Origin of the sequence: Streptococcus timonensis (assembly GCF_047463455.1) — a bacterium.
Taxonomy (GTDB): Bacteria; Bacillota; Bacilli; order Lactobacillales; family Streptococcaceae; genus Streptococcus; species Streptococcus timonensis_B.
Map to the genome: position 1 here is coordinate 1 of NZ_JASHDV010000001.1, position 15,278 is coordinate 15,278.

The following is a 15,278-nucleotide window of genomic DNA, read 5'->3' on the forward strand; positions in this document are numbered from 1 at the left end:
GAAGGAGTTACATACTCTAAAGAAAGCTATACAGTTCATGTTAAAGTTGTAGATAACGGTGAAGGTAAACTCGTAGCTACTGTTACAGAAGCAGATGAAGCTCGTAAGTTTACAAATACTTACACTCAAACAACTGAAGCTCAAACAACTGAGGCTCCAACAACTGAAGCTCCAACAACTGAGTCTCCAACAACTGAATCTCCAACAACTGAGGCTCCAACAACTGAGGCTCCAACAACTGAAGCTCCAACAACTGAGGCTCCAACAACTGAGGCTCCAACAACTGAGGCTCCAACAACTGAAGCTCCAACAACTGAGGCTCCAACAACTGAGGCTCCAACAACTGAAGCTCCAACAACTGAGGCTCCAACAACTGAGGCTCCAACAACTGAGGCTCCAACAACTGAAGCTCCAACAACTGAAGCTCCAACAACTGAGGCTCCAACAACTGAGGCTCCAACAACTGAAGCTCCAACAACTGAAGCTCCAACAACTGAGGCTCCAACAACTGAAGCTCCAACAACTGAGGCTCCAACAACTGAAGCTCCAACAACGACAGAAACTACTACAACGACAGAATATCATAACCCACATGGTAGAGGTGACGGTAGCACTACAACAACAACTACAACAACAACTACAACAACCACTACTACTGAAGAACCAGGTCGTCCTACTACAACACCAGAACCAGGTCGTTCAACTACGACTCCAGAACCAGGTCGTTCAACTACAACAGAAGAAGGACCAAGTCTTCCATTTACTGGTGAGGCTACAAGCCTAGTACTTGTATTGGCAGGTGTGGTAATCTTGTCAGGTACTGTAGTTATGAAACGTAAATTTACTAAATAATAATTTTTAGAAAAACTACACAATCTTAAAGAGAGCCGAAAGGCTCTCTTTTCAATTTAATGAGTTTATTAATCCTCCTATCCAATAAATTACTTTTTATAAAATAGTAATAAAAGCAAGTTTGAAATTAATAGTGAAAATTAATGGAATAAAGCATTTTAGTCTTGACAAATATCTCTTATCCATGTAAAATAGAATAGATCTTGAACTTGAAGGGAGTGAAAAAAATGTCTAAAACAGTGGTACGTAAGAATGAATCTCTTGACGATGCACTTCGTCGTTTCAAACGTGCGGTTACTAAAGCTGGTACTCTTCAAGAAACACGCAAACGTGAATTCTATGAAAAACCTTCTGTAAAACGTAAACGTAAATCAGAAGCAGCTCGTAAACGTAAAAAATTCTAATTGAAGTGAAAGGCTAGATTTATCTAGCCTTTTTTCAATTTTAAATAAATGGTGGAAAATCAGTTAAAATTAGAAACATCTGACTACAATCTGATATAATAGTAGGGAGAACTCGATTTAAGGAGGATATTATGTCGGTTTTAGTAAGAGAAGTAATTGAAAAGCTCAGACTAGACATTGTCTACGGTGAAGGTGAAGTGCTTGAAAAAGAAATCATCACTGCGGACATTACGAGACCTGGTCTTGAAATGACAGGCTATTTTGATTACTATACTCCAGAACGAATTCAACTTTTGGGGATGAAGGAGTGGTCCTATCTGGTCACAATGCCCTCCAAAAACCGTTATCAAGTTTTGAAGAAGATGTTTCTATCAGAAACACCTGCTGTCATCGTTGCTCGTGGTTTGGTAGTCCCTGAAGAAATGTTAAAGGCTGCTAGAGAATGTGGAGTGGCAATTTTGACAAGTCGTACTTCAACCAGCCGTCTGTCAGGACAACTATCTAGTTATCTGGATTCTAGATTGGCTGAGAGAACTAGTGTACATGGAGTCTTAATGGATATCTATGGTATGGGAGTACTCATCCAAGGAGATAGTGGTATCGGTAAAAGTGAAACTGGTCTTGAATTGGTTAAGAGAGGCCATCGACTAGTTGCTGATGACCGTGTTGATATCTATGCTAAAGATGAAATGACACTATGGGGTGAGCCGGCTGAAGTCTTAAAACACTTGTTGGAAATCCGAGGAGTTGGTATTATCGATGTTATGAGCCTTTACGGTGCTAGTGCTGTTAAAGATTCTTCACAAGTTCAACTTGCAGTTTATCTTGAAAATTATGGTATAGATAAGGAATTTGACAGATTGGGAAATAATCCTGAAGAACTAGAGATTTCTGGTGTAACTGTACCACGTATTCGCATTCCTGTTAAAACAGGACGTAATATTTCGGTAGTAATAGAAGCGGCTGCAATGAATTATCGTGCTAAGGAAATGGGCTTTGATGCAACTCGTCTTTTTGAAGAACGTTTAACAAATCTAATTGCTCAAAATGAGGTGCGAAATGATTGATCCAATAGCTTTTCAAATTGGCCCCTTTGCTGTTCGCTGGTATGCTATCTGCATTGTATCTGGATTAATGCTAGCAGTTCTTCTTGCAATGAGAGAAGCACCCAAAAAGAAAATTTTATCTGATGATATTATTGACTTTATACTAGTAGCCTTTCCTCTGTCCATTATTGGTGCAAGACTCTACTATGTCGTCTTTAAGTTTGACTATTATAGTCAACATATTGGAGAAATCTTTGCTATATGGAATGGTGGTCTTGCTATTTATGGTGGTTTAATTACAGGTGCTATTGTTCTATACATCTTTGCGGATCGCAAGCTGATTAATACCTGGGACTTCCTAGATATTGCAGCACCAAGTGTCTTGATTGCCCAGAGTCTTGGACGTTGGGGAAATTTCTTTAACCAAGAAGCTTATGGCGCAGTTGTAGAGAGTCTTGACTACTTGCCTAGTTTCATTAAAAATCAAATGTATATTGATGGCTCATATCGACAACCAACCTTCCTGTACGAATCTATTTGGAACCTGATTGGATTTGCTTTAATTGTTATTTTTAGACGCCGATTAAATGGTATTCGTCGTGGTCATATCACAGCCTTTTACTTAATTTGGTATGGTTTTGGACGTATGATTATTGAGGGCATGCGTACAGATAGTCTCATGTTCTTTGGACTTCGAGTATCTCAGTGGTTGTCTGTTCTATTAATTGGACTTGGTATTTATATTATCGTTTATCAAAATCGGAAAAAAGCACCATTTTATAATGTAAAAAAGGAGAATTAAAATGTTGGAAGTTGCTTATATTATTGTGGCTATTGCCTTGATTGTATTTATTGTTTATTTGATTATTACCCTTCAAAAAGTTGGACGTGTAATTGATGAAACAGAAAATACTGTTAAAACGCTAACTTCAGATGTAAATGTTACTCTACATCACACAAACGAACTTCTTGCCAAGGTCAATGTTCTTGCTGATGATATCAATATTAAAGTTGCAACCATTGATCCACTCTTTACAGCAGTTGCAGACCTTTCTGTTTCTGTCTCTGACTTAAATGAGCAGGCTCGTGTCTTGAGTAAAAAAGCATCATCTGCAGGTTCAAAAACTTTAAAGACTAGCGCTGGCCTATCAGCTATTCGTGTCGCAAGTAAGTTTTTCAAAAAATAATAAAGGAGTAAGCTCATGGGTAAATTATCATCAATCCTTTTAGGAACTGTTTCAGGTGTGGCTGTTGCTTTGTTTCTAACTAGTGAAAAAGGAAAACGTGTTACTAGTCAGGCACAAGACTTTATTGAAGATTTGAGAGAAGATCCTGAATATGCTAAGGAACAAGCTCTTGTAAAATTAACAGAAGTCAAAGATCAAACCAGAGATTTTGTTCTAAAGACAAAAGAACAAGTAGAATCAGGCGAAATTACCTTGGATTCAGTTCTTGAAAAATCTAAATCTTTAGCTCAACAAGCGACAGAAGCTTCAAAAGAGACCTTGAATAGTCTCAAGGAACAACTAGAAGAAAAAGTAGTTGTTGAAGACCAAGAAGATGGTCAAGAAATTGTCATCGATATTCAAGAAGACTAAAATAGAATCACTATTCTTGATTTTCTAAAGAATCAGGAATGGTGATTTTTTTCTTGAGGGAAGTCTTTGTGGTATAATAAATACTATGCAGAAGAAACCGACATCAGCTTATGTGCACATTCCATTTTGCACACAAATCTGTTATTATTGTGACTTTTCTAAGGTCTTTATTAAAAATCAACCAGTAGACAGTTATCTAGAGCATTTATTGGGGGAGTATCGTTCCTATGATATTCATAAGTTGCGAACTCTTTATATTGGAGGAGGAACCCCTACAGCCTTATCAGCCCAGCAATTGGAGACTTTATTGGATGGTCTAACTAGAGAATTAGACTTATCAGTTTTAGAGGAGCTGACCATTGAGGCTAATCCAGGTGATTTGGATGAGGATAAGATTGCAGTTTTAAAGAATTCAGCTGTCAATCGTGTCTCACTGGGTGTGCAAACATTTGATGACAAAATGCTGAAAAAAATTGGTCGTAGTCATTTGGAGAAAGATATCTATGAAAATATTGATCGTCTCAAGTTAGCAGGATTTGATAATATTTCCATTGATTTGATCTACGCTCTTCCTGGTCAGACTATGGACCAGGTCAAGGACAATGTTGCCAAGGCTATCGCTCTTGATATTCCTCATATGAGCCTCTATAGTTTGATTCTAGAAAATCATACGGTCTTTATGAATCGTATGCGTCGTGGGAAGTTAGCACTTCCTAAAGAAGAAGTAGAAGCTGAAATGTTTGAATATATCATTGCTGAATTAGAGAGTGCTGGTTTTGAGCATTATGAAATTTCAAATTTTTCAAAACCTGGCTTTGAAAGTCGTCATAATCTTATGTACTGGGACAATGCTGAGTATTATGGTATAGGTGCAGGTGCGTCTGGCTATGTAAACGGTGTTCGCTATAAAAACCATGGGCCTATCCGCCATTATCTAAAGGCAGTAGAAGAAGGCAATGCTCGCATCAATGAGGAACACCTGAGTCTAAGGGAACAAATGGAAGAAGAGATGTTTCTTGGACTTCGCAAGAAGACAGGAGTTTCAAAAGCAAGATTCGAAGAAAAATTTGGTACATCTTTTGAAAATATATATGGTCAAGTTGTAAGAGATTTATGTCATCAAGGTCTTTTACAAGTAGAAGGAAAACAAATACGAATGACAAAAAAAGGTCTCTTTTTAGGAGATACAGTAGCAGAAAGATTTATATTGGAGTAATATTATGGGCTTAACTTATCAAATGAAAACTAAAATCCCTTTTGATATGGCTGACATGAACGGTCATATCAAGTTACCAGATGTTATCTTGTTATCCTTACAAGTATCAGGAATGCAATCAATTAATCTAGGAGTGAGTGACAAGGATGTTTTAGAACAGTATAATCTAGTTTGGATTATCACTGATTATGATATCGATGTGATTAGACTTCCTCGTTTTGCTGAGGAAATTACCATCGAAACAGAGGCCTTGAGCTACAATCGTCTATTTTGCTACCGCCGATTTACTATTTATGATGAAGATGGTCAAGAAATCATTCGAATGGTAGCTACATTTGTCCTTATGGATCGTGATAGTCGGAAGGTTCATCCTGTAGAACCTGAAATAGTCGCACCTTATCAATCTGAGTTTTCTAAGAAACTGATCCGTGGACCAAAATACGCTGAGTTGGAAGAAGCGATTAGCAAGGACTATCATGTCCGTTTTTACGACTTAGATATGAATGGCCATGTCAATAATAGCAAATACCTAGACTGGATTTTTGAGGTCATGGGAGCAGAGTTCCTAACCAATCATATCCCTAAAAAAATCAATCTAAAGTATGTCAAGGAAGTTCGACCAGGTGGTATGATTACTTCTAGTTACGAATTGAATCAACTAGAAAGCAATCACCGAGTCATAAGTGATGGCGATATCAATGCTCAGGCAAAGATAACTTGGCAAAAAATTAACAAAGATTAGAAAGAAACGTATGACTTATAAAGGTTATTTAATCGATTTAGATGGAACGATTTACAAGGGTAAAGACCGCATCCCTGAAGGAGAAGCTTTTGTTCATGACTTGCAAAAGCGTGGGATTCCCTATCTTTTTGTAACTAACAATACAACTCGCACACCTGAAAGTGTTCAGGAAATGTTGGCCAAGCAGTTTAATATTGATACTCCTGTCTCAACCATTTATACTGCAACACTTGCAACAATTGATTATATAAATGACCTAGGACTTGAAAAGAGTGTTTATGTAATTGGTGAAGAGGGTTTAAAAGAAGCTATTCGAGCAGCAGGCTATCTCGAAGACAAAGACAATCCCGCCTATGTGGTTGTAGGTTTGGACTGGCAGGTAGACTACGAAAAGCTAGCTACTGCAACACTAGCTATTCAAAAAGGTGCACACTTTATTGGGACAAATCCTGATTTAAACATACCAACTGAGCGAGGACTATTACCAGGCGCTGGTTCAATCATTACTTTGTTAGAAGCCGCGACTCGAGTTAAGCCTGTTTATATTGGTAAACCAAATGCTATTATTATGGAAAAAGCAGTTGAGCATTTAGGACTTGCACGTGAAGATTTACTCATGGTAGGGGATAATTATCTGACAGATATTCGAGCTGGTATTGATAATGGAATTCCAACTTTGTTAGTAACTACTGGTTTTACAAAAGCTGAAGAAGTGCCAAATCTTCCTATTGCACCGACTCATGTTCTATCAAGCTTAGCGGAGTGGAATCTCGATGAAAACTAAACTAACTTTTGGAGCAAGTCTGCTATTTCTATTGTCACTTGCTATTTTAGTAACCATTTATCTTGCTTGGATTTTATACCCTTTTGAGATTTCTTGGTTAAATCTAACAAATCGAGTTCATCTGAAATCAGACATTATTCAGTATAATTTTCATATCCTAATGGATTATTTAACCAATCCTTTCAATCAAGTATTGAAAATGCCTGATTTCCCTTCATCTACATCTGGCTTACATCATTTTGCGGTTGTAAAAGGTCTCTTTCATGTAGCACAAGGGGTTGCTCTTGTTACATTACCTTTCTTCTGCATTTTCTGGAACAGGGTTGTCAGAAAAGGATTTTTACCTCTTTATCGAAAACCCTTAGTATTTATGGTTGGACTTCCTATAGGACTTGGATTATTCGGTATCTTCATAGGTTTTGAACGCTTCTTTACCCTATTTCATCAGTTTCTTTTTGTCGGAGATGATACCTGGCTATTTGATCCTGCTAAGGATCCAGTGATTTTAATCTTACCAGAGAACTTTTTCTTGCATTGTTTTATCCTCTTTTTTGTTATTTATGAAATCTTATTTGGATATTTTTACTTTAAGAGTAGAAGAAGTGAAAGAGTTTAATATAATAGTTTATTATAAATTAAAAATTGATTTCAAAATCTATATGAAAAAATCAACTATTTACTATTAATAGCTTGGATTTTTTAACAAAGGCTATTTTAAAATAAAAATAGTCTTTTTTATGGAAATAACTAGTCAAGCGCTTAAATTTGTTGTATAATAAAATCAGAAAAGTATGCAAAGAAGAGAAAAGCATGATTACACTATTTTTATCACCGAGTTGTACATCATGCCGTAAGGCAAAGGCTTGGCTTCATAATCATAAGGTGCCTTTCCAAGAGCACAATATTATGACTAGTCCTTTAACAAGAAAAGAATTACAACATATTCTTTCCTTGACCGAAAACGGTACTGATGATATTATTTCAACTCGTTCAAAGATTTTTCAAAAATTGAATATTGATGTGGATAGTATCTCAGTATCGGAGTTGCTTCGTTTAATCGAGCAGTACCCGAGTCTTTTGCGTCGTCCAATTATCATAGATGACAAACGGATGCAAATCGGTTTTAATGAGGACGAAATTCGAGCTTTTCTTTCAAGAAGTTATCGAAAACAAGAACTGAAGGAAGCTACCTTGAGAGCTGGTATAAATTAGATGAATAAACAATATAGTTACCCACTAGATTTTTCGTGGAGCACTGAAGAACTTGCTTCAGTGCTTTCTTTTTTTAATGATGTTGAAGTTGCTTATGAAGGAAAGATAGAGGCAAAAAAATTATTAGATTCTTATAAAGAATTTAAGATAGTAGTTCCAAGTAAGAGTGAAGAAAAACGTTTGGGACGGGAATTTGAAACAGCCAGTGGCTATTCTTTCTATCGAGCAGTTCAATTAGCTAAAGAAAAAGGGGAAGGGATGATTTCACTTGGAAAATAAATTTACCTTTGCCAAAGAGATTGTTAGAGAAGCAGCGAGCTATATTCTCAAACATATGAAAGACGACCTTCATATCGAGAGAAAATCTTCTCCGACTGATTTGGTGACTAAGTTAGACAAGGAAGTGCAAGCATTGCTGATTGAAAAGATCCGCTCGCGCTATCCAGATGATTTGTTTTGTGCTGAAGAAGGAGAATTAAAAGCTCCTGTTGATCAAGGTTGTGTTTGGGTCATTGATCCTATTGATGGAACCAATAATTTTGTTGCTCAAGCTGAAGATTTCGCTATCATGGTAGCTTATTTCGAAAATGGTCAAGGACAATTTGGCATTATTTATGATGTGATGAAAGATGTTTGTTATTATGGTGGAGGTGTCTTTCCTGCTTATTGTAATCATGAACTTTTGCCTCCTTTTAAAGCTAAACCTTTAAGTGATTTTCTTGTGGCCATTAATGCAGGAATGTTAGAAAAAAATACTTGGGGTGTTGCTGATTTAGGGAATGCTTCACTCGGAGTACGAGTTTATGGAAGTGCAGCTATCAGTTTCTCGAAAATCTTATCTGGTCAGCTCTTGACCTACATTACCTATCTTCAACCTTGGGATTATGCAGCTGCAAGTATCTTGGGGGAAAATCTCGGATATCAAGTTATAACTCTCTCTGGAGAAAAACCTGATTTTCAGACATGTCAACCAGTCATGATGGCTCCAATAGAAATGTTATCAGACATTCAATCCTATATTTACGAAAGGAAACCATAAATGAACTTTCCGGAAGGATTTGTAAAAAAATATGAAGAAATACTTGGAGATGAGGCAAGAGCTTTTCTTGCCTCTTTTGATGATGAAGCCATTTCTGCCTTTCGCGTCAATCCTCTAAAAGAAAGTCAGATGAAATACTCAGATGAAATTCCAAATACACTGTGGGGCTATTATGGAAAGGTTTCTGGAAAATCACCTGAGCATGTGACAGGCTTGATTTATTCTCAAGAACCAGCTGCTCAAATGGTGGCTCAGGTAGCCCAGCCAAGTCCTGGAATGAAGGTTTTAGACCTAGCAGCAGCGCCGGGCGGTAAATCAACTCAACTGGCTGCTTATCTAGCTGGTGAGGGTATTTTAGTTTCTAACGAAATTTCAAACAAACGATCGAAAGTCTTAGTTGAAAATATGGAACGGTTTGGTGCGACTAATGTAGTTGTGACCAATGAATCTGCAGACCGTTTAGCCAAGGTTTTTAAAGGCTATTTTGACTTGATTGTTCTAGATGCACCTTGCTCAGGTGAGGGGATGTTTCGTAAACAACCTGATGCTATGGATTATTGGACTGAGGATTATCCAAGTCAATGTGCTAATCTACAACGTGAGATTTTAGAAGATGCTGTTACCATGTTGGCTGATGGCGGTCGACTTGTCTATTCCACTTGTACTTGGGCTCCAGAAGAAAATGAAGAAATCATTAACTGGCTCTTAGATACCTACGATTTTGAATTGATTCCAATCCAACATATCAATGGTATGTCACAAGGAATCAATCAACCTCAAACAGCTCGTATGTATCCTCATCTCTTTAAGGGAGAAGGTCAGTTCGTGGCTCATCTTCAGTTTAAAGGTCAAAACAAGGCTGGGAAGTTCAAACCTTCTAAGACGAGTCTCAGTCGTGAACAGTTGAGTTTATGGCAGGATTTTGAGAAGAAGCATTTAAAAGAAAAACTGACCGGTCTCCTACAAGTTTTTGGTGACCAACTTTATATTTTGCCAAGCGAATTACCAGACTTGAGTATGCTTAAAATCGCTCGTAATGGACTTCATCTTGGGACTTTTAAGAAAAAACGCTTTGAACCTAGCTTTGCTCTTGGTTTAGCTTTAAAACCAAGTCAAGTTAAGCAGTCCGTTGTTATTAGTCAAGAAGACTTTCTAAAATACGTAGCTGGTGAAATTATTCAATTATCTGAAACTTTAACCAATGGCTGGTATCAAGTCCTAGTTCAAGGAAATGGTTTAGGATTTGCTAAAGTAACTGGGAATACCCTAAAAAACTATTTCCCTAAGGGCTTGAGATTCAGATAAAAAACTAGTCAAAGCATCTATTCTATGTTATAGTGGAAGTAAGGATGATTTTGTAAAATACATGAATATATTCAAATCTTCCAAGCTATTCACCATTATTTTCAAGGAGACAAATAGTGAAAAAAAGAAAAAAGCTTGCCCTATCTCTTGCAACTCTTTTGCTTGCTGGGTCGCTAGCGGGATGCGCTAGTTGGATTGATCGTGGGGAGTCTATGACTGCTGTTGGATCAACAGCTCTCCAACCTCTAGTTGAAGCTGCCGCAGATGAGTTTGGCTCAAGAAATATCGGAAAAACAGTCAACGTTCAAGGTGGTGGTTCTGGTACTGGGCTATCGCAAGTTCAGTCTGGAGCGGTAGATGTCGGTAACTCGGATGTATTTGCCGAGGAAAAAGATGGAATCGATGCTTCTGCTTTAGTTGACCACAAGGTTGCTGTTGCGGGTATAGCTGTTATCATCAACAAAGAAGTAGATGTTGATAATCTTACGACAGAACAACTTCGCAAAATTTTTACAGGTGAAATTACCAACTGGAAAGAAGTTGGTGGTAAAGATTTAGCGATCTCTATTATCAACCGAGCTGCTAGCTCAGGTTCTCGTGCGACTTTTGACAGTGTGATTATGAATGGTCAGTCAGCAGTTCAAAGTCAGGAACAGGATTCTAACGGTATGGTTAAATCAATTGTTTCTCAAACACCGGGTGCTATTTCTTACTTAGCTTTCGCCTATGTTGATGATTCGGTTGGGACTATTAAGCTCAATGGTTATGAACCAATCTCTGAAAATGTAACCACTAATAATTGGCCTTTGTGGTCTTATGAACACATGTATACACTTGGTGAGCCAAATGAATTGGTTGCTGAATTCTTAAACTTTGTTCTTTCAGACGAAGTTCAGAACGGAATCGTTAAAGGAATGGGCTATATTTCTGTCAAGGAAATGAAGGTTGAAAAAGATGCTGTAGGTACTGTGACAGCAATAGAAGGGAGTCAATAATGAATCAAGAAGAATTATCTAAAAAATTGCTCTCTCCTTCAAAGAACTCTCGTCTTGAGAAATTGGGGAAAGGTCTAACTTTTGCCTGCCTCTCTTTGATTGTTATCATTGTGGCAATGATTTTGATCTTTGTAGCCCAAAAAGGTTTGTCGACCTTCTTTGTCAATGGTGTGAATATCTTTGATTTTCTCTTTGGTGCAACTTGGAATCCATCAGGTAAGCAATTTGGTGCCCTTCCAATGATTTTAGGTTCCTTTATTGTTACCATCCTATCAGCTTTGATTGCTACACCATTTGCCATTGGTGCAGCAGTCTTTATGACAGAAGTATCACCAAAAGGAGCTAAGATTTTGCAACCAGCTATTGAGCTCCTAGTTGGGATTCCTTCAGTAGTTTATGGGTTTATCGGTTTGCAGGTCGTGGTACCTTTTGTACGTACTGTCTTTGGTGGAACAGGTTTTGGTATTTTATCAGGAATTTTCGTTCTCTTTGTTATGATTTTGCCGACTGTAACCTTCATGACAACAGATAGCCTACGTGCTGTTCCTCGACACTACCGTGAAGCTAGTTTAGCCATGGGAGCGACTCGTTGGCAAACCATTTGGCGTGTAACCTTGAAGGCTGCTCGTTCAGGTATTTTTACAGCAGTAGTCTTCGGAATGGCGCGTGCCTTTGGTGAAGCCCTTGCGATTCAGATGGTAGTTGGTAACTCAGCAGTTGTTCCAACTTCATTAACGACACCAGCAGCGACTCTGACATCTGTTTTGACCATGGGAATCGGAAATACCGTTATGGGAACTGTTGATAATAATGTTCTTTGGTCACTGGCCTTAGTATTGCTCTTGATGAGCTTGGCCTTCAACAGTGTGATTAAATTGATTACGAAAGAAAGAGGAAAGAAAAACTATGCACGCTAAGAAATTAGATAAACTTGCAACAGCTGTCCTCTATACCATCGCAGGAATCATTGTGACCATCCTTGCTTCCTTGATTCTTTATATCTTAGTTCGAGGCTTACCTCATGTTTCTTGGTCCTTCTTGACTGGAAAATCATCTTCCTATCAAGCAGGAGGTGGTATTGGGATTCAGCTTTATAATTCCTTCTTCCTTTTGGTCATCACCTTATTCATTTCTGTACCATTATCCATGGGGGCTGGAATTTACTTGGCTGAGTATGCCAAAAAAGGTCGTGTTACCAACTTCGTACGTACCTGTATTGAAATCTTGTCATCTCTACCATCAGTTGTAGTCGGCCTCTTTGGATACCTCATCTTTGTAGTTCAGTTTGAGTATGGATTTTCAATTATTTCTGGTGCCTTGGCTTTAACGGTCTTTAACCTTCCACAGATGACTCGTAATGTTGAAGACAGTTTGAAGCACGTTCACCATACGCAACGTGAAGCTGGTTTGGCTCTAGGACTCTCTCGTTGGGAAACAGTCCTGCATGTCGTTATTCCTGAAGCTCTTCCCGGTATTGTAACGGGGATCGTGCTTGCATCAGGTCGTATCTTTGGAGAAGCTGCAGCCCTTATCTATACAGCAGGTCAATCTGCACCAGCTCTTGATTGGTCTAACTGGAATGTTCTCAGCGTAACCAGTCCAATCTCAATCTTCCGTCAAGCAGAAACCTTGGCTGTCCATATCTGGAAAGTCAACAGTGAAGGAACCATTCCTGATGGAACTTTGGTTTCAGCAGGTTCTGCAGCGGTGCTCCTAATCTTTATCTTGATCTTTAACTTTGGAGCACGTAAACTCGGAAGCTATCTACATAAGAAATTAACCGCAGCCTAAAGGAGAAGCCATGTCAAAATATAATTGGGATGAAAGGCATATCATTACTTTTCCAGAAGAAAAAGTGGCCCTCTCTACGAAGGATTTACATGTTTACTACGGTAAAAATGAATCCATCAAGGGCGTGGATATGCAATTCGAAAAAAATAAAATTACAGCTTTAATCGGTCCATCAGGATCAGGTAAATCAACCTACCTACGCAGTCTCAACCGTATGAATGATACCATTGATATTGCTAAAGTTACAGGCCAAATTCTCTATCAAGGAATTGACGTTAACCGTCCTGAGATCAATGTTTATGAAATGCGTAAACATATTGGAATGGTTTTTCAACGTCCAAACCCATTTGCTAAATCAATCTACCGTAACATCACCTTTGCACACGAACGTGCAGGTGTTAAGGATAAAAAAGTCCTTGATGAAATTGTAGAAACCTCTCTTCGTCAGGCCGCCCTCTGGGATCAGGTCAAAGACGACCTCCATAAGTCAGCCTTGATGCTTTCAGGTGGTCAGCAGCAACGTCTCTGCATTGCTCGTGCTATTTCTGTAAAACCAGATATTCTCTTGATGGACGAGCCGGCGTCAGCCTTGGATCCGATTGCGACAGCTCAGCTTGAGGAAACTATGCTTGAGTTGAAGAAGGATTTTACCATTATTATCGTGACCCACAGTATGCAACAGGCTGCGCGTGCAAGTGACTATACTGGATTTTTCTACTTGGGTGATTTAATCGAGTATGATAAAACTGCTAATATTTTCCAAAATGCTAAGCTACAGTCAACCAATGACTATGTAACTGGACACTTTGGTTAGAAAGGAAACAGTATGACAGAACCGATTTTGCAGGTTAAAGACCTGTCTGTTTATTACAATAAAAAGAAGGCTTTGAATAGTGTTTCCTTATCCTTCCAACCCAAGGAAATCACAGCTCTTATTGGACCATCAGGATCAGGGAAGTCAACCCTACTCAAGGCTATTAACCGTATGGGTGACCTTAATCCTGAAGTGACCACTACTGGATCAGTGGTTTATAATGGGCACAATATCTATAGTCCACGCACCGATACAGTTGAATTACGTAAGGAAATCGGAATGGTCTTCCAACAACCTAATCCATTCCCAATGTCAATCTACGAAAATGTTGTTTATGGTCTCCGCATTAATGGGGAGAAAGATAAGAACGTTTTGGATGAAGCTGTAGAGAAATCTCTACAGGGGGCTTCTATTTGGGATGAGGTCAAGGACCGCTTGCATGATTCTGCAATTGGTCTGTCTGGTGGACAGCAGCAACGTGTCTGTGTCGCCCGTGTTTTGGCAACTAGTCCAAAGATTATTCTCTTGGATGAGCCAACCTCAGCTTTAGATCCTATCTCCGCTGGGAAAATCGAAGAAACCCTATATAGTCTCAAGGACAAGTACACTATGCTTTTAGTCACTCGTTCAATGCAACAGGCTTCACGTATCTCTGACAAGACAGGATTCTTCCTAAACGGAGATTTGATTGAATTTAACGATACCAAGGAAATGTTCCTCTACCCTCAACATAAGGAAACTGAGGACTATATTTCAGGTAAATTTGGATAAGGAGAGAAAAGATGTTACGATCTCAATTTGAAGAAGATTTAGAGAAATTGCACAACCAATTCTACGCTATGGGACAAGAAGTTCTTTCCCAAATCAATCGTACAGTACGTGCCTTTGTCACCCATGACCGTGACTTAGCAAAGGAAGTTATCGAAAAAGACGCAGATGTCAATGAATATGAATTGAAACTTGAAAAGAAATCATTTGAAATTATTGCCCTTCAACAGCCAGTTTCACAAGACCTGCGTACAGTTTTAACCGTTCTAAAAGCTGTTTCTGACTTGGAGCGTATGGGAGACCACGCTGTATCTATCGCTGAAGCAACTATTCGTATGAAGGGTGAAGAACGTATCCCAGAAGTTGAAGAAGAAATTAAAAACATGGGACGTGATGTGAAAGATTTTGTAGAAACAACACTTGAACTCTACCTTAACGGATCAGTTGATAAGGCCTATGAAGTTGCTTCATTAGATGAAAAAATTAACCAATACTTTGAGCACATTCGGGATCTTGCTACTTTAGAAATCAAGAAAAACCCAGAAGCTATCATTACAGGTCGTGAATACTTCCAAGTAATTTCTTACTTGGAGCGTATCGGAGACTATGCTAAAAATATCTGTGAATGGGTCGTTTACTTTGAAACAGGTAAGATTGTAGAATTATAGATTTAAAGAAAGAGCTGATATATACTATCAGCTTTTTGTAATGT

20 protein-coding genes are annotated in these 15,278 nt (G+C 38.5%); all 20 read left to right on the forward strand.

Going from position 1 to position 15,278, the window contains the following annotated elements:
* Positions 1-852: Spy0128 family protein (locus QM847_RS00005; RefSeq protein ID WP_414353152.1), on the forward strand; the 852-nt coding region annotated here is incomplete at its 5' end.
* Between the two features lie 227 nt (positions 853-1,079).
* Positions 1,080-1,256, forward strand: coding sequence for a 30S ribosomal protein S21 (gene rpsU, locus QM847_RS00010; protein ID WP_000048054.1), 177 nt, complete (start codon positions 1,080-1,082; stop codon positions 1,254-1,256).
* Between the two features lie 131 nt (positions 1,257-1,387).
* The gene (gene hprK, locus QM847_RS00015; RefSeq protein WP_075567059.1) at positions 1,388-2,323 is read left to right on the forward strand and encodes an HPr(Ser) kinase/phosphatase; all 936 of its coding nucleotides are present in this window, start codon (positions 1,388-1,390) and stop codon (positions 2,321-2,323) included.
* Positions 2,316-3,104 (forward strand): prolipoprotein diacylglyceryl transferase, encoded by a 789-nt coding sequence (lgt, locus tag QM847_RS00020; protein WP_414353153.1) that lies wholly within the window; start codon positions 2,316-2,318, stop codon positions 3,102-3,104. Before hprK ends, lgt begins: the two co-directional genes overlap by 8 nt.
* A 1-nt stretch (position 3,105) precedes the next feature.
* Entirely contained in the window at positions 3,106-3,489 is a 384-nt protein-coding gene (locus QM847_RS00025) for a DUF948 domain-containing protein (RefSeq protein ID WP_414353154.1), read from the forward strand.
* 15 nt (positions 3,490-3,504) lie between these two features.
* Positions 3,505-3,900, forward strand: coding sequence for a YtxH domain-containing protein (locus tag QM847_RS00030; protein ID WP_414353155.1), 396 nt, complete (start codon positions 3,505-3,507; stop codon positions 3,898-3,900).
* Between the two features lie 85 nt (positions 3,901-3,985).
* Positions 3,986-5,116 (forward strand): radical SAM family heme chaperone HemW, encoded by a 1,131-nt coding sequence (hemW, locus tag QM847_RS00035; protein WP_414353157.1) that lies wholly within the window; start codon positions 3,986-3,988, stop codon positions 5,114-5,116.
* Between the two features lie 4 nt (positions 5,117-5,120).
* Positions 5,121-5,858: an acyl-ACP thioesterase domain-containing protein gene (locus QM847_RS00040; protein WP_414353158.1), complete on the forward strand. Its 738-nt coding sequence runs from the start codon at positions 5,121-5,123 to the stop codon at positions 5,856-5,858.
* A 10-nt stretch (positions 5,859-5,868) separates the two neighbouring features.
* Positions 5,869-6,642: a TIGR01457 family HAD-type hydrolase gene (locus tag QM847_RS00045; RefSeq protein ID WP_414353160.1), complete on the forward strand. Its 774-nt coding sequence runs from the start codon at positions 5,869-5,871 to the stop codon at positions 6,640-6,642.
* Positions 6,632-7,258, forward strand: a complete 627-nt coding sequence (locus tag QM847_RS00050) for a TIGR01906 family membrane protein (protein ID WP_414353161.1) — start codon at positions 6,632-6,634, stop codon at positions 7,256-7,258. The genes QM847_RS00045 and QM847_RS00050 overlap by 11 nt, the downstream gene beginning before the upstream one ends.
* A 194-nt stretch (positions 7,259-7,452) precedes the next feature.
* Positions 7,453-7,854, forward strand: a complete 402-nt coding sequence (locus QM847_RS00055; protein ID WP_075567073.1) for a Spx/MgsR family RNA polymerase-binding regulatory protein — start codon at positions 7,453-7,455, stop codon at positions 7,852-7,854.
* A complete protein-coding gene (locus QM847_RS00060; protein ID WP_414353162.1) occupies positions 7,855-8,133 on the forward strand; it encodes a UPF0223 family protein in 279 nt (92 codons plus the stop codon).
* Positions 8,123-8,893, forward strand: coding sequence for an inositol monophosphatase family protein (locus QM847_RS00065; protein ID WP_414353164.1), 771 nt, complete (start codon positions 8,123-8,125; stop codon positions 8,891-8,893). Before QM847_RS00060 ends, QM847_RS00065 begins: the two co-directional genes overlap by 11 nt.
* A complete protein-coding gene (locus QM847_RS00070; RefSeq protein WP_414353165.1) occupies positions 8,894-10,198 on the forward strand; it encodes an RsmF rRNA methyltransferase first C-terminal domain-containing protein in 1,305 nt (434 codons plus the stop codon).
* 116 nt (positions 10,199-10,314) lie between these two features.
* Positions 10,315-11,193 carry a phosphate ABC transporter substrate-binding protein PstS gene (locus QM847_RS00075; RefSeq protein ID WP_414353166.1) on the forward strand — a complete coding sequence of 293 codons (879 nt, stop codon included), beginning with the start codon at positions 10,315-10,317 and terminating at the stop codon, positions 11,191-11,193.
* Positions 11,193-12,110, forward strand: a complete 918-nt coding sequence (pstC, locus tag QM847_RS00080; protein ID WP_006148223.1) for a phosphate ABC transporter permease subunit PstC — start codon at positions 11,193-11,195, stop codon at positions 12,108-12,110. Before QM847_RS00075 ends, pstC begins: the two co-directional genes overlap by 1 nt.
* On the forward strand, positions 12,100-12,984 hold the full coding sequence (gene pstA / locus QM847_RS00085) for a phosphate ABC transporter permease PstA (RefSeq protein WP_000543058.1): 885 nt from the start codon (positions 12,100-12,102) through the stop codon (positions 12,982-12,984). Before pstC ends, pstA begins: the two co-directional genes overlap by 11 nt.
* Before the next feature lie 10 nt (positions 12,985-12,994).
* Positions 12,995-13,798, forward strand: a complete 804-nt coding sequence (pstB, locus tag QM847_RS00090; RefSeq protein ID WP_214262089.1) for a phosphate ABC transporter ATP-binding protein PstB — start codon at positions 12,995-12,997, stop codon at positions 13,796-13,798.
* Positions 13,799-13,810: 12 nt separating this feature from the next.
* Positions 13,811-14,569: a phosphate ABC transporter ATP-binding protein PstB gene (gene pstB / locus QM847_RS00095; protein WP_247912127.1), complete on the forward strand. Its 759-nt coding sequence runs from the start codon at positions 13,811-13,813 to the stop codon at positions 14,567-14,569.
* An 11-nt stretch (positions 14,570-14,580) separates the two neighbouring features.
* Positions 14,581-15,234 carry a phosphate signaling complex protein PhoU gene (phoU, locus tag QM847_RS00100; RefSeq protein WP_075567099.1) on the forward strand — a complete coding sequence of 218 codons (654 nt, stop codon included), beginning with the start codon at positions 14,581-14,583 and terminating at the stop codon, positions 15,232-15,234.
* The last annotated feature ends 44 nt before the right edge of the window (positions 15,235-15,278 follow it).

Excerpts from the sequence above, each read along its gene's own strand:
- pstB (WP_214262089.1), top strand. The coding sequence starts at position 12,995 with ATGTCAAAATATAATTGGGATGAAAGGCATATCATTACTTTTCCAGAA.
- QM847_RS00040 (WP_414353158.1), top strand. The coding sequence starts at position 5,121 with ATGGGCTTAACTTATCAAATGAAAACTAAAATCCCTTTTGATATGGCT.
- pstB (WP_247912127.1), top strand. The coding sequence starts at position 13,811 with ATGACAGAACCGATTTTGCAGGTTAAAGACCTGTCTGTTTATTACAAT.
- lgt (WP_414353153.1), top strand. The coding sequence starts at position 2,316 with ATGATTGATCCAATAGCTTTTCAAATTGGCCCCTTTGCTGTTCGCTGG.
- QM847_RS00045 (WP_414353160.1), top strand. The coding sequence starts at position 5,869 with ATGACTTATAAAGGTTATTTAATCGATTTAGATGGAACGATTTACAAG.
- pstA (WP_000543058.1), top strand. The coding sequence starts at position 12,100 with ATGCACGCTAAGAAATTAGATAAACTTGCAACAGCTGTCCTCTATACC.
- hprK (WP_075567059.1), top strand. The coding sequence starts at position 1,388 with ATGTCGGTTTTAGTAAGAGAAGTAATTGAAAAGCTCAGACTAGACATT.
- QM847_RS00070 (WP_414353165.1), top strand. The coding sequence starts at position 8,894 with ATGAACTTTCCGGAAGGATTTGTAAAAAAATATGAAGAAATACTTGGA.
- QM847_RS00025 (WP_414353154.1), top strand. The coding sequence starts at position 3,106 with ATGTTGGAAGTTGCTTATATTATTGTGGCTATTGCCTTGATTGTATTT.
- rpsU (WP_000048054.1), top strand. The coding sequence starts at position 1,080 with ATGTCTAAAACAGTGGTACGTAAGAATGAATCTCTTGACGATGCACTT.
- hemW (WP_414353157.1), top strand. The coding sequence starts at position 3,986 with ATGCAGAAGAAACCGACATCAGCTTATGTGCACATTCCATTTTGCACA.
- QM847_RS00055 (WP_075567073.1), top strand. The coding sequence starts at position 7,453 with ATGATTACACTATTTTTATCACCGAGTTGTACATCATGCCGTAAGGCA.
- QM847_RS00050 (WP_414353161.1), top strand. The coding sequence starts at position 6,632 with ATGAAAACTAAACTAACTTTTGGAGCAAGTCTGCTATTTCTATTGTCA.
- phoU (WP_075567099.1), top strand. The coding sequence starts at position 14,581 with ATGTTACGATCTCAATTTGAAGAAGATTTAGAGAAATTGCACAACCAA.
- QM847_RS00060 (WP_414353162.1), top strand. The coding sequence starts at position 7,855 with ATGAATAAACAATATAGTTACCCACTAGATTTTTCGTGGAGCACTGAA.
- pstC (WP_006148223.1), top strand. The coding sequence starts at position 11,193 with ATGAATCAAGAAGAATTATCTAAAAAATTGCTCTCTCCTTCAAAGAAC.
- QM847_RS00030 (WP_414353155.1), top strand. The coding sequence starts at position 3,505 with ATGGGTAAATTATCATCAATCCTTTTAGGAACTGTTTCAGGTGTGGCT.